Raw genomic sequence first — 13,517 nt, 5'->3', positions numbered from 1 at the left:
CCGTACGGCCCGAACTGGAGTGCTTGCCGTGACCGAGACCCGCGCGTCGTCGCAGCCGTCCGACCACCCGTCGGACGGAGCCGGAGCGCGCGCTGCGGGCGGACCTGCCGCCTCGGACGCCGCTGCCCCCGCCGCCGGACCGGTCGACGCCCGGCCCGGAGATGCCCAGCCCGGTGACGCCGGGCCCGGCGACGACGCTGCGCACCCCGCGAAGGCCGCACCGCACGGATCCGCCGGCAGCACGCTCCGCAAGGGCGGAGCCGGACTGGCGCTCGCCGCACTCGGCGTCGTCTTCGGCGACATCGGCACGAGTGTCCTGTACTCGATGCGGACCGTGTTCTCGGTCGACGGCGGCATCGTCCGCCCGATCCCCGAGGACGTGTACGGCGTCATCTCGCTGCTCTTCTGGTCGATCACCATCGTCGTGTCGATCAAGTACGTGCTCGTGCTCATGCGCGTCGACAACCACGGCGAGGGCGGCGTCATGGCGCTCGCCGCACTCGCACGACGGCTCTACGCCAACCGTCCCGGCGGGACGACCGTGTTCCTGGTCATCGGGATCGTCGGGGTCGCCCTGTTCTACGGCGACTCCGTGATCACCCCGGCCGTCTCGGTGCTCTCCGCCGTCGAGGGCCTGGGGACCGCGGCGCCCTCGGTCGAGCACCTCGTCGTGCCGATCGCGGCCGTCATCCTCGTGATGCTGTTCGTCGTCCAGCGGTTCGGCACCGCGAAGGTCGGCGCCTCGTTCGGCCCGGTCATGCTGCTCTGGTTCGTCGTCATCGCGGCGGCCGGCATCCCGCACATCGTCGAGCACCCCGGCGTGCTGCAGGGCCTGTCGCCGACCTGGGCGATCATGTTCCTGGTCGCGCACCCGTTCATCACGTTCATCGCCATGGGCGCCGTCGTCCTCGCGATCACCGGAGCCGAGGCGCTCTACGCCGACATGGGCCACTTCGGGCGCATGCCGATCCTCCGGGCCTGGTTCTTCGTGGTGTTCCCCGCCCTCGTCTGCAACTACCTCGGCCAGGCGGCCCTGGTGCTCGAGGACCCCACGTCCACGAAGGACCCCTTCTTCCTGCTGTTCCCGAGCTGGGCGCAGATCCCGGTCGTCATCCTCGCCACCGCCGCGACGGTCATCGCGAGCCAGGCCGTCATCTCCGGCGCCTTCTCGCTGACCCGCCAGGCCGTGCAGCTCGGGCTGCTGCCGCCGCTCACCATCCGCCAGACCTCGAAGCAGGAGGGCGGGCAGGTCTACCTGCCGGCCGTGAACCTGCTCCTGTTCATCGGCGTGATGGCGATCATGCTGGCGTTCCGTTCCTCGGCCGCGCTCGCCACCGCGTACGGCGTCTCCGTGACCGGCGCGCTCGTCGTGGACACGCTGCTGCTCCTGGTCGTCGTCAAGCCGCTCTGGCGCTGGGCGACGTGGAAGCTCGTCACCGTCGCCGTGGTGTTCGGCGGGCTCGAGCTGACCTTCCTGGCGGGCAACCTGTCGAAGGTCCTGCACGGCGGATGGGTGCCGCTGCTCATCGCCCTCGCCGTCATCACCCTCATGACCACGTGGCACCGCGGCCGCCAGCTCGTGCAGCTCGAGCGCCGGAAGCGCGAGGGTTCACTGGCCGACTTCATCGAGACGGTGAACGCCGACCACATCCCTCGGGTCCCGGGCATCGCGGTGTTCCCGCACCCGAACAAGGAGACGACGCCGCTCGCCCTCCGCGCGAACGTCGAGCACAACGGGGTCGTGCACCAGCGGGTCATCATCGTGTCCGTCCTGACCGCGAACGTGCCGCACGTCGCACTGCACGAGGCGTTCACCCGCGACGAGCTCGGCTACGCGGACGACGGCATCGACCACATCACCATCACGTTCGGGTTCTCGGACGACCAGGACCTGCCCGCGGCGATGCGTGCCGCGTGTGCCGGGGGCGTGCTCGACCTGGCGCAGGAGGACATGTCCACGGCGTCGTACTTCATCTCTCGCGGAGCACTGCGGACCGGCGCGGGCAAGGGTGGCATGGTGTCCTGGCGGCGGAAGCTGTTCGTCGCGATGGCCCACAACGCTGCCGACCCGGCTGCGCGCTTCGGGTTGCCGCTCCGCCGAACGGTGACGATGGGCAGCGACGTCGAGGTCTGACCCTGCGGGGGTGCGCGCGATCGCTGCGCTCGAGCGCCGGACGGGGCCCGTGCCGCCGCCGTGTGCCGGGCGGCTGCGCCCGGTCAGCGGCGGCGGCCGTCGCGCATCAGCGGTCCAGGCGCTCGGCGGCACCGGGCACGACGAGGCGCCACGCGCCTCCCGCCTGCTCCTTCGTCAGGTACAGCCGGTAGGTCCCGGGCTCGGTGAGCGGATCGCCGTCGACGTACTCGACCGGCTGCCAGTTGGTCGTGCACTGGTCCGAAGTCGCGATGACGTCGATCCGGTCGGCGGGCGCGTGCCCCTTGCGGACGTCGGTGATGCGCGCCTCGTGCACGCGGTAGCGCCCGAGCGCCTCGACGGTGCGGTCGGTCGATCGGAGCTCGGCATCGACGACGAGGCTCGCGGTCCGCTCCTGCTCCGCTGGCGAGAGCGTCACCCAGTCGACGCACTGCCCCGACGCGATCGTCGTGCACCCGGCGATCCCGCTCCCGATGGCGAGCACGAGCCCGGTCACCAGCGCTGTCTTCCCCCACGGCATGCCGCCAGTGTGGGCCGCGCTGCGCCGACCCGTGCGCGGTCCGGGCGATCGTGACGTGATCGTGTCCGCGGGATCCAGTCCGCATACGGAATGTCGGGAAGGAGGCGTCTGCGAGGGACTGGTGTTTGATGTGTGACGTACGGAAGACCGTTCCAGGTGCCTCCGGGCGCCCGTCCTGAACTGGAGTCCCCTTGCGATCTCGCATCCCCTCCCGCCTCCTGGTGACGGCGGTGACCGCCACGAGCCTCGTCCTCGCCGCGGCGACCCCGACCTGGGCAGGCACGACGCGACCGGCGACCGTCGACGCCATTCACGGGCCCGCCGCGTCGAGCGCTGCCGGGCGTCCGGTGGCGTCGACGGGCCCTGCCTCGCCGACGCCGTCCGCGACGTCGTCTGCGCCTGATTCCGCGCCTCCGGCATCGCCGGCATCGCCGGCCGCGCTGGCCACGCCGGCCTCCGCTGCGCCGCGCCCGGACGAGGACCCAGACCGGGAGGCGCGGCTGACGTCCGACCCGGAGCCGGCGGACCGGCCCGGAGGTTCGACGCACGCCGCGACCGACGCCGAGGTCGGACTCGCGGTCGAGGTCGCGAAGGACGGCACGGGTCCGTTCACGCCGCAGGACGGCCCGGGCGCGGATGCGGACGCCGAGAACGGGATCGTCCGCACCCTCGACGCGATCACGTACCGCGTCACCATGAACTCGACCGGGGGATCGAGCGAGCACGAACGCTTCACGCTCACCGCTCCCACCGGCACCAGTTGGGCAGCCGTGCCCGGCCGGTGCGACGGAGCGGGCTCGCGCATCAGCGGCCAGGACCTGGTGTGCGACCTCGGCACCGTCGCGGAGGGACACGCGATCGCCGTCCCGGCAGTCCTCGACGTCTCCGGGGACCTGCGCAACGGCGACGAGCTGCGGGTCACGGGTGTCGGGACCGCCGACGGCGCCGACGCTCCCGTCTCGGCCACCTCGCCCCGCACCACGGTCTCGGCGGCGGCGCGGTACAACCTGTCGAAGAACGTGCTGGCCTCGACCATGCGGACCGATGTCCGCGGACCAGGTGGGGCGAAGGGGATCCAGCTCGTCTACCCCCTCGCCGTCGACTGGCAGCCGATCGTCCCGGGGCAGGGCCTGCTCGGCTTCGAGAAGGCGCACGGACCGATGACCTTCACCGACGACGTCTCACAGCTGCTCGGCGACCTGCCGTCCGGCGCCCGGCTGTGGAACGGCGACCGTCCGGCGTGCGGCCCGAACACCGCGGAGGTCCCCGGCTTCGGCGGGCTCCCGGCAGGGACGGGCGGCGGTGACCGTGGGGTCGCCGACTCCGGGACGATCCGCTGCGAACAGGACGCGCCGGGTCAGGACGTCGACGTGACGATCACGGGCACGGTGACCGACGCCACGAAGATGCCGACCGAGAACAAGTACGGCGGTCCGATCGCCGGCGGCCGGGTGGGCTACGTCGTCACCGGTTACATCAGCTTCTGGATGCCGACCCCGCCGGCCGGGACGAACGTCCGGTCCGTCAACCGGTGCACCCCGTTGCAGGTGTCCTCGACCATCGGTGCCCCCAACTTCCCGGGCGGCACGGAGCCGACCGTGGACAACGTCTCCGAGCGCTCGATCGTCGAGTTCGCTCCGGGGAGCGGCGGGAAGCGTCTGTACCGGGTGGTCGGGGACGGGACCGCGGTCCGGCCCGGTTCCGCTCGCCTCGGGGACCCGTGGACGACCCCTGGTGCTGCGCTCCGGAGCGAGGTCTCGATGCACAACCCTGGATTGTCCCGGTACCAGGACGCCGTGCTCTGCGACACCTTCGACCGAGCGACGCAGCGGTTGACCGAGGGGATCGGCGCGTCCGCGGCTGCGCGGGTCACCGGCCTGAGCGGTGCGCGTGTCGAGTACGCCGCCTACGAGATGACCTCGCCGTCGGACGGGCAGCAGCGCTCCTGCGACGACTCGGACGGCCCCTGGTACGACGCACCCGACGCCGTCCCCGGTGGGATCGGTGCCGTCGGAGCGGTCCGTGCCGTCGGCGACCTCACCGGTGGTGGGGACGCGGTCCTGCACGCCTGGGTGACGGTCGCGGACGCACCGGACGGCACCCGTGCCCTCGACTTCGGACACCTCTCGTTCGGCGTCGGTCACCCCGGCTGGGTGCACGACCCCGCCGACCCCGCCCTCGGCGTCGGTGTCCTGACGGACAGCGTCGTGATCACCGAGGACCTCGCGCGGGTCGCGAAGAAGATCGTCGACCGGGGCCACGACGCCCAGGACACCCCGGACCGGACCAGTTCGGTCGTGCCGGGTGAGAGCCTCGAGTACGCCCTGTACCCGACGCTGACCAACGGGAACACGAAGGGCCGCCCGACCACGCTCACGGTCCGCGACACCCTGCCGCTCCACACCACCTACGTCCTGGACAGCGCCTCGCAGACGCCCGTGATCGACAGCGTCGAGGACCCCGACGGCGGACACCACCAGCAGCTGCGGTGGACGTTCCACGACGTGCAGCCGAACGCCGACGTGGCGCCCATCACCTACCGGCTGCGTGTGTCGTCGGCGGCGCCCGCGGGGCCCATCGAGAACGCCGTCGAGGTCGCATCGCCGGCAGACCGGTCCGACACGCAGTACCGGCGGGCGGAGCGGGCCGTGCAGGTCATCGCCGGCGGCGGGGTCGGCGTGCAGGAGTCCGCCGTGGACCCGGTCGTCGTCGCGGGGGACCGGCTCGCGTGGCGACTCGACTACACGAACACGTCCTCCGAACCGGTCCACGGCGTCGACCTCATCGACGTCCTGCCGGACCGGACGGATCCGGACGACGGCTCGTTCCACGGCCGCACCACGCTCGCCGGACCGGTCGCGGTCGACCCCGCTGCGGGGGAGTCGGTGACGTACACCGCTGCCGTGCCCGATGCCGTCTCGCTCGACGGGCAGGACGCTTCGAACCAGCCGGGCGGGGCGACCACCTGGTGTCCGGAGTCCGCGTTCGGGTCGCCCGGGTGCCCGTCCTCCCTCGGTGACGTCACGGCCTCCCGGATCACGCGCACCGCGGCCGTGGGCGTCGGGGACACGGTCACGCACGAGCTGGCCCTCGCAACCGAGGGGGAACGTGACGGCGACGAGTACGCGAACCGGTTCGGACTCCGTGTCGCCGACCTCGCCCTGCCCGTGCGGTCGAACCGTGCGTCGATCCGCGTGGTCGCCGGTGCGATCGGCGACCGGGTCTGGACGGACGAGGACGGCGACGGTCTGCAGGAGTCCGGCGAGCCCGGCCTCGGCGACGTCGCGGTCCGGCTCACCGGGACGGACGACGAGGGGACAGCCGTCGACCGGACCACGACGAGCGATCCCGACGGCACGTACCGGTTCGACACCCTCCGACCCGGCGAGTACGTGACGACCTTCACCGCACCGGACGGACGCGCGTTCACCCGGGCGCTCGTCGGGGACGACCGTGCGGTCGACTCGGACGCGTCCGAGGACGGTACCAGCGGGACGGTCACACTCGGTCGGGAGACCACCGCCGAGGGTGTCCTGGACCACGTCGACCGCACGAGCACCGTCGACGCCGGGGTGCTGCCGGGCGATGACACGACCGACCCCGGCGACGGAGGACCGGACGGCCCGGGCGACGGTGGCCCGGACGGCCCCGGTGAACCGGGTGCCTCCGGCGGGTCGGGCACGCCCGGCGGATCCACCGGCACCGGTGGTCCGGGCGTGGACCGACCGGGGGAGCGCCCGTCCGGCTCGTCCGCGCACGGGTCTCACGGCAGCACCTGGAGCGGGACGGTCGGTGCGCCGGCCCGGCGGGGTGACCTCGCCTTCACCGGTGCCGAGGGGCTCTCGGCGCTGCTCGGCGGAGCGTTGCTGCTGCTGGGACTGGGTGTGGCCGTGATCGTGGTGCGGAGGAGGCGGGTCCGCCGCTGACGGTCCCGCCGACGCCGGGGCGCGACCGACCGGGCGCGACCGACGGTGCGCGACCGACGGGGCACGACCGACCGGACGTGGCGGGAGGAGCGGGCGGACTGCCCCGTGCCTCCCGCCGCCCCGGTCCCCGCGCCGCTCAGCGCAGCAGCTGCTCGATCTCGCCGCGGTACCCGGTCAGCTGCGCGACCAGTCCAGCACTGCTCCCGGAACCGCGGAGGTCCCCGATGAGCCGGTCCACCCGGGTGACGACCGCCTGCTGGTCCTCGCGCGAGAGGTCGTGGAACCGGTTGGCATCCGGCAGCTGCCCCTGCCACCCGACGTCGCCCGTCGCGGCGGTGGTCTGCACCACGGTGGAGGTCGTCCCCGACCGGACAGGAGCGCTCCCGGTCCCGCCACCGTCCGGCGTGGCGATGGTCGCGGCGGCGACACCCGTGACGGCGATGGCCACGACGAGTGCGAGCGTGGCCACGGTGGCGGCGGTCTTCTTCTGCATCACGAGCTCCCGGTCGGTGTGCCGCGGGGTGCGGCAGGTGTGCCGCGGGGTGCGGCAGGGGTGCCGCGGGGTGCGGCACGACCAGCCTGGGCGAGGCGGACGCAGGCGGCATCGGCGGTCGGGATGGGCCTCCTGGCCGTTCGGCTGATCGTCGACCGTCGCGGAGTCCGACGTTCGGAGGAGGCGCGGACCACCCTGGGGCGGTTAGCCTCACGCCATGCGTCCTCTGCCGATCCCGCCGTGGGTGCGCGCTGCCCTCGCGGGGCTGGCGTTCCTCGGCCTCGCCCTGCTGACGATGGAGGGGCTGCACCGCGCCGGCTGGTACCCGACGCGGCTCGCCGACTACCGGGTGACCGCAGCCCTCGTCGCGCTGTGCATCGTCGTCGGACAGCGGCTGCCGTACCCGCTGCTCGTGGTGGTCGGTGTCGCCGTGGGGTGGCCGACGTGGATGTTCGACGTCCTCCAGGTGCGGCTCATCCCGCTCGTCATCGCGGTGTACCTGGCCTGCGCGGCCGGGCGGCACCTGCTCGCGGTACTGGCCGTCGCGGCGCTGCCGACGGTGTCCGCGATGTTCCTGCCGTTGGCGGGGCTGTCGCCGCGGTACTGGTCCGTCGTCCTCCCCGACTGGCGGTCCTGGACGCAGAACGCCGACTGGTCGACCGTGGTCCTCATGGGGATCCTGCTCGTGGCGTGCGCGTTCCTCGGCCGTGCCACCGCGCGGCGCCGTCGTTCCGAGCTCGTGTTGCAGCGGCGCAACGAGGAACTCGTCCGCCTGCGGGAGTCCGACCAGGCCCGCATCGCCTCGGAGGAGCGGACCGCCGTCGCCCGCGAGGTCCACGACGTCGTCGCCCACCACATGGCCGCGATCGTCGTGCGGTCGCAGGCCCTCGTGCGCGTCGGGGTCGCCGATCAGCAGGAGTTCGCGGAGTACGCCTCGTGGGTCGCGGGCACCGGGCAGCAGGCGTTGTCCGAGATGCGGAAGGTCGTCCGGGTCCTCCGCGCGGGCGGGGACGGCGGCACGACGGACGCCCCGGTCTCGCTGCGGGGCGCGATCGAGGACGCCGTCGAGCGCGTCCGCGCCACCGGTGTCCGGGTCGACGCCGACCTCCGCGTGCCGGCGACGCTCGGCGTCATGCAGGACTTCGCCGTCCTCCGCGTCTGCCAGGAGGCGCTCACCAACACCCTCGTGCACTCCGACGGCTCCGCGGTGCGGATCACCCTCGCCGCGTCGGAAGACAGCATCCGCCTCGAGGTCCTCGACGACGGCGGCAGCGGCGCCAGCCCCCGCGTGCCCGCGCTCGCGGCCGGTGGCGCCGGGATCCGCGGGATGCGGGAACGTGCAGCGTCGATCGGCGGCGTGCTCGACGCTGGACCGGCCGAGGGCGGCGGGTGGCGCGTGATCCTCGAAGCTCCGCGCGACGCCGCCGCTCGAGACGACCCGCAGCGCCGGGACGGCCAGCCGCGCCGAGACGGACAGGAGGCGCGCCAGCAGACCGCGGGCAGCCTCCGACCCGTGGACCGCCCGGCCGGCCCGCAGCACCCGGTGGTGGCCTCGTGATCCGCGTGGTGATCGTCGACGACCAGGCCGTCGTCCGCACGGGGCTCGGCATGATGGTCGACGCCGAACCGGACCTGACCGTCGTCGGCCAGGCGCCGAACGGTGCCGAGGCTATCGCGGTCTGCGCCGACCTCCGCCCCGACGTCGTGCTGATGGACGTCCGGATGCCGGTGCTCGACGGCATCGCGGCCACCCGCTCGATCGTCTCCGCTGGCACCGCGGGCGCGGTCGTCATCCTCACGACCTTCGACGACGAGGAGTACCTGCTCGACGCCGTCCGTGCCGGCGCCCTCGGGTTCCTGCTCAAGGACGCGGGGCCGGACCTCATCGCGGCCGGCGTCCGGGCAGCGCACACCGGCGACACCCTGATCGCCCCGTCGATGACCCGCGCCCTGCTCGAGAACCGCCTGCTCACGGCGCCGTCGTCGGCCGGTCCGGCAGCTCCGACGCCGCCCGCGGCGCACGCACCGGTCCTCGCCACGTTGAGCGCCCGCGAACGGGAGGTCCTCACCGCCCTCGTCCGCGGCGCCAGCAACGCGCAGATCGCGAAGGACCTCTGGATCAGCGAGGCCACCGTGAAGACCCACATCAGCAGCGTCCTCGGCAAGGTCGGCGCGACGAGCCGCGTGCAGGCCGTCGTGTTCGCCTACGAGAGCGGCTTCGTCCGGCCCGACTGGTCCGCGTAGCGGGCAGGCCCGGGCGCGGGCGCCCGGCTCCATTCGCGCTGAGCGACACTGTTCGGGCCGGCCGCCGCGAATGGTGTCGCTGAGTGCGAATCCGTGCGCCGCGCGTGCCCGCGGCCGGGAGGCGCGTAGCGGTCCCGTCCCGTGCCTCCCGTCCGCGCATGCGCTGGTCCGGCTGGCCCGGCGGCCCGGATGCATTCCCGCTGGGCGACAGCGCTCGCGTGCACGCCCGCGAACGGTGTCGCTGAGCGCGAGCGGTCGGTCCCGTGGCGGGCCGGGCGGGAGGTGCGACAGATGCTTCGAGGTCCAACGCCTTCGCATGCGGCCCGGCAGCGGTCCGTCGCTCAGTCGTGGTCAACCCTGCGCGCTCGTACGTTCGTCCTGCTGGGCGATCGGGTGATCGCCTACCGAGACGCTGTCATCGGATGGTGCGGAACTGCCTCTCCCAGATCGCTGTCGTACCGGTCGCGGGCTTCCTCGATGGCAGGCATGTACTCGGTCGCCCACGCCAGGATCGCTTCCACCGGTGGACGGATCGTCTTCCCGAGCGGCGTGATGCGGTACTCGACAGCGACGGGGCGGGTACTGAGCAGGACACGCTCGACGACGCCGTTGCGCTCGAGACGGCGCAGGGTGGCCGTGAGCGACTTCTGCGTCACAGCGGGGATGCTCCTGCGCAGCACACTGAACCGGGCTGGTCGCTCACACAGTTCATCGAGGACCTGGAGCGACCAACGGTCGAGCACCTGATCGAGCAATTCGCGGTGCGGAGCGGTGATCTCGAAGCGACCTGTGGGGGTGGGGGCGGTATCCGACACGACACCCAGTCTCGTTGCAGTGGCCGCCGAACACCAGGTATCCCTGAGGTACCACGACGAAGGAGCACGTATGCCCGTCCACCGGTTCTCCCCCGACAGCCTCATGCAGCCGGTCCCCTACCACCACGTCGCCGTCGCGACGGGCTCGCGTCAGGTCCACGTCTCAGGGCAGATCGCTCGCACCGCGGACGGTGCTCCGGTCGCGCCGGACGACCTGGCCGGGCAGGTCGCGCAAGCGCTGCGGAACACCCACACCGGGCTCGAGAGCGCGGGGGCCGGCTTCGGCGATGTCGTCCGGCTGACGTTCTACGTCACACGATGGAGCCCGGACAAGATCGAGGCGTTCATGGCCGGCGTTCACGACGTCGCCGACGAACTCGGTCTCCCCACGCCGCTGCCGCCGGCCTCCCTGATCGGGGTCGACCACCTCTTCGAGCCCGACGTGCTCGTCGAGGTCGAGGCCACCGCCGTGCTCGACTGACGCTGCGGCGAGGACCTCGAACAGGTCGCTCAACAACTCAACGGCCGACCGCGCAAGACGCTCGGCTGGAGAATTCCAGCCGAGCGTCTAGGTGATCTTCTAACCACGAACTGAACCATCAGGTGTTGCGACGACCACGAGAAACCGCCGTGCCCCGCCGGGCCTCCCGTCCGGGATGGTTCGCGCTGGGCGACAGCGCTCGCGCACACGACCGCGAACGTTGTCGCTGAGCGCAAGCGACCGACGGCCGTGGTCGGCCGCTTGCCGGCCAGGATGCACATGGCGGGACCGCGCCGATTACGCGAACGGAATCAAGCGGCTTGAACGTTCGTGAAATGAGCGATGAACTCGGGCGTGAGTCCGTAGAACGTCTCGGTCAGGTTCCCCTTGCTCAGGCAGCTTCCCTCGTCGGCAACCATCTGTACCGAGAACTTCACCATCTGGCCTTCCTTCATCGCGACGAGGTTGCTGAAGAAGGGTGAAGACGGATCGATCAGGGTTCCGTCAACGACGTCAGAGAACGCGTTGTTCCAGGTCTTGATGGTGACGCCCGACGCGATCTCGACCTCGACATAGGCCTTGCCTTCGCCGTTCGCGCCGATGTCCTTGACCTTGCCGGTCCAGTCTGTCGCAGCACCGTCGCCCAGAACGGAGCACAAGGAGGCGTCGCGGGTACGAAGAGCTTCGGAACGCTGCAGGTCGGTGAGGTCTCCGCTGAGTTCGTTCTTCGTCGTCGCGATGGCGGTGACGAAGGCAACCTCGTCCGCGGGCTGCGACCCGAATTCGGGGGCCGGAGCGGGAGCGGGCGCTGGCGCCTTGGTCTCAGCCGGCGCTGCTTTCGGAGTCTCCTTCGCGGTCACGGCATCAGGTGAAGCCTTCGCTGCCGGCGTCTCGGTCGGCTGGGCAGCTGACTCGGCCCTCGTCTCCTCGTAGCCCTTCTTGAAGCCGTCCGATACCGAACCCGCAGCGGCGGCGCTCACCGCGATGGCAACGACAAGTGCTGCGCCACCTTCGATGAGTCCTGCGAGTGCACGTCCACGTGGAGCACCGGCTTTCCTCATTCCGATGATTCCGAGGATGATCGCCGGAACCGCGAAGAGCCAGGCTCCGAAGGAGACGCCGGGGAGCACTGCCATGACCGCTGCAATGATGCCCAGGACCATTGCTGCTGTTCCCGCCCCGTTCTTGGCGGACTGCGGAGGCACCGGGCCGGGCCATTGAGGTCCCTGCGGCGATTGCGCGTTCGGGATTGTCGGTGGGTTGTAACTCATAGTGACACGTTCTCAACCTGACAGACTGCCCTGAAGCCCCAATGAGGGGTACGTCCCGTCGTCGAAAAGTGGGACACAGCCCGAATGAGAGCGAGCGACTGTCGAGCGGCGGCCCGCGCTCAGGCGGCCCGTACTCAGGCCGAGCGCGTCAGCGGCGCCGCCGCCACCTCGGTCGGCGAGGACACCACGGCCTCGCGGCGGATCGCGATCACCGTCACGTCGTCGTCGTGCGGCACCTCCGCCGCGCGTTCCGCCAGCGCCGCGACGATCGCCGCGGGCGTCCGGTCGAGGCGGGCGAGCTCGGCGACCGAGTCGACGGCGTCGTCCCGCCCGCCGAACAGGTCGAGGACACCGTCGCTGAACGAGATGAGCAGGTCGCCCGGCTCGAGGACGCCGGTCGTGGTCGCCCACTCGTCGCGGAGGCCCATCCCCAGCGGCAGGTCGACGGAACGCAGGCGGTCCACGCCTCCGGCAGCACGCAGCACGAAGCTCAGTCCGTGCCCGGCGTCAGCCCACTGCAGCGTGCCGTCGTCGTCGATGCGGGCGTGGAACAGCGTGGTGAAGGTGACGTCGGTGCCGGCACCCTCGGCAGCGAGGCCGTCCGACGCTCGGCGCAGTGCCTCCGAGGCGTCGCCGACGGTGCGGGCGCTCCGGATCGTGGCGCGGACGGCGGCGGCGATGAGGCCCGCGCCGACGCCCTTGCCCATGACGTCGCCCAGGCTCACGGCGATGCCCGTGCGTGTGCGGTACCAGTCGAAGAAGTCGCCGCCGACGCTCTTGGCGGGCAGACACGCCCCCGCGACGGTGACGGCACTGCCGATGTCGTCGGTCGAGGTGGGCAGCAGGGAGCGCTGGACAGCGGCGGCGCGGCTGATCTCGGCGCGGACGGTGTCCTCGCGGGCCTGGGCCGACAGCACCGAGCGTCTGGCCCGTCGGGAGAGCTCGTGGACGATGACGGCGACGGTGCCGAACACCACGACGGTGACGCCGAGGCGGACGAGTTCGCTGGCGCCCACGGGCGTGCCGGGGGCGAGGGCGTAGGGGGCGAGGATGACCAGCGTCACGCCGAGGACCGAGTAGACGATCGTGCGTCGGCCCTCGAGGGAGGCCCACCACACCACGGGCAGCACCACGAGCGACGTGAACACCGAGGCTCCGGCGCCGGTCCCGGTGCGGAACAGCGCGAGGGACACGAAGTCGACCGCCAGCAGGATCGGCACGAGCGGCAGCGCCCGGGGGAAGCGCAGGGCGAACGCGGCGAGCAGGGTCGCAGCGGCGGTGGCGACCAGGCTGGCGAGGAACAGCTCGACGTGCGAGATCTCGAGGGTCGGCAACGCCAGTGTGAACAACGCGCCGAGGGCCAGCAGGCCGCTGATCGGAGCCTGCCGGACGAGGGGGTTGTCGATGACGCTGGTTGGGCGAGACATGCTCAGGGCAGGCTACCGGCTCCGGCCGCGGCACGCCGGGGCACTGACCCGAAGAGGGGCCGTGGCGCGCCGAGGCCCGGAACGTGAGCGGCGGGGCCCAGCCGGGACGACGACGGCCGGGTGCCCCGCGTCGCCGGCACGACGACGGCGGGGCACCCTCCCGGACACCCCGCCGCCGCAGTCACACC

General features: G+C 72.2%; 10 protein-coding genes. 5 read left to right on the top strand and 5 right to left on the bottom strand.

Features of this window, described 5'->3' with window-relative positions; translation table 11 throughout:
* The first annotated feature begins 28 nt into the window (after positions 1-28).
* Positions 29-2,134, top strand: coding sequence for a potassium transporter Kup (locus tag KM842_RS10695; protein ID WP_253206100.1), 2,106 nt, complete (start codon positions 29-31; stop codon positions 2,132-2,134).
* A 106-nt stretch (positions 2,135-2,240) separates the two neighbouring features.
* On the opposite strand, the gene KM842_RS10690 is transcribed toward KM842_RS10695, so the two are convergent.
* Positions 2,241-2,672, bottom strand: a complete 432-nt coding sequence (locus tag KM842_RS10690) for a hypothetical protein (RefSeq protein WP_216258243.1) — start codon at positions 2,670-2,672, stop codon at positions 2,241-2,243.
* Positions 2,673-2,863: 191 nt separating this feature from the next.
* Here KM842_RS10690 and KM842_RS10685 point away from each other — a divergent pair, with 191 nt between their 5' ends.
* Positions 2,864-6,598, top strand: coding sequence for an SdrD B-like domain-containing protein (locus KM842_RS10685; RefSeq protein WP_216258242.1), 3,735 nt, complete (start codon positions 2,864-2,866; stop codon positions 6,596-6,598).
* A gap of 136 nt (positions 6,599-6,734) precedes the next feature.
* Here the strand turns inward: KM842_RS10685 and KM842_RS10680 are convergent, their stop codons facing one another.
* Positions 6,735-7,091 (bottom strand): hypothetical protein, encoded by a 357-nt coding sequence (locus KM842_RS10680; RefSeq protein WP_216258239.1) that lies wholly within the window; start codon positions 7,089-7,091, stop codon positions 6,735-6,737.
* 217 nt (positions 7,092-7,308) lie between these two features.
* Here KM842_RS10680 and KM842_RS10675 point away from each other — a divergent pair, with 217 nt between their 5' ends.
* Positions 7,309-8,649 (top strand): sensor histidine kinase, encoded by a 1,341-nt coding sequence (locus KM842_RS10675; RefSeq protein ID WP_216258237.1) that lies wholly within the window; start codon positions 7,309-7,311, stop codon positions 8,647-8,649.
* A gap of 5 nt (positions 8,650-8,654) precedes the next feature.
* A complete protein-coding gene (locus KM842_RS10670; protein WP_253206099.1) occupies positions 8,655-9,335 on the top strand; it encodes a response regulator in 681 nt (226 codons plus the stop codon).
* Between the two features lie 401 nt (positions 9,336-9,736).
* On the opposite strand, the gene KM842_RS10665 is transcribed toward KM842_RS10670, so the two are convergent.
* Positions 9,737-10,150: a winged helix-turn-helix transcriptional regulator gene (locus KM842_RS10665; protein WP_253206098.1), complete on the bottom strand. Its 414-nt coding sequence runs from the start codon at positions 10,148-10,150 to the stop codon at positions 9,737-9,739.
* A 70-nt stretch (positions 10,151-10,220) separates the two neighbouring features.
* Between KM842_RS10665 and KM842_RS10660 the strand changes: the two genes are divergently transcribed.
* Positions 10,221-10,631, top strand: coding sequence for a RidA family protein (locus KM842_RS10660; RefSeq protein ID WP_216258233.1), 411 nt, complete (start codon positions 10,221-10,223; stop codon positions 10,629-10,631).
* Positions 10,632-10,942: 311 nt separating this feature from the next.
* Here KM842_RS10660 and KM842_RS10655 read toward each other — a convergent pair whose 3' ends face one another.
* Positions 10,943-11,902, bottom strand: coding sequence for a DUF4190 domain-containing protein (locus KM842_RS10655; RefSeq protein ID WP_216258232.1), 960 nt, complete (start codon positions 11,900-11,902; stop codon positions 10,943-10,945).
* A 134-nt stretch (positions 11,903-12,036) separates the two neighbouring features.
* Complete coding sequence (locus tag KM842_RS10650) at positions 12,037-13,329, bottom strand: PP2C family protein-serine/threonine phosphatase (protein ID WP_216258229.1); 1,293 nt, start codon at positions 13,327-13,329, stop codon at positions 12,037-12,039.
* Positions 13,330-13,517 lie beyond the last annotated feature (188 nt).

The sequence above is a fragment of the Curtobacterium sp. L6-1 genome, assembly GCF_018885305.1.
GTDB classification, from domain to species: Bacteria; Actinomycetota; Actinomycetes; order Actinomycetales; family Microbacteriaceae; genus Curtobacterium; species Curtobacterium aetherium.
This window is presented reverse-complemented; position numbering and strand designations above follow the sequence as displayed.

Excerpts from the sequence above, each read along its gene's own strand:
- KM842_RS10650 (WP_216258229.1), bottom strand. The coding sequence starts at position 13,329 with ATGTCTCGCCCAACCAGCGTCATCGACAACCCCCTCGTCCGGCAGGCT.
- KM842_RS10660 (WP_216258233.1), top strand. The coding sequence starts at position 10,221 with ATGCCCGTCCACCGGTTCTCCCCCGACAGCCTCATGCAGCCGGTCCCC.
- KM842_RS10690 (WP_216258243.1), bottom strand. The coding sequence starts at position 2,672 with ATGCCGTGGGGGAAGACAGCGCTGGTGACCGGGCTCGTGCTCGCCATC.
- KM842_RS10680 (WP_216258239.1), bottom strand. The coding sequence starts at position 7,091 with ATGCAGAAGAAGACCGCCGCCACCGTGGCCACGCTCGCACTCGTCGTG.
- KM842_RS10655 (WP_216258232.1), bottom strand. The coding sequence starts at position 11,902 with ATGAGTTACAACCCACCGACAATCCCGAACGCGCAATCGCCGCAGGGA.
- KM842_RS10675 (WP_216258237.1), top strand. The coding sequence starts at position 7,309 with ATGCGTCCTCTGCCGATCCCGCCGTGGGTGCGCGCTGCCCTCGCGGGG.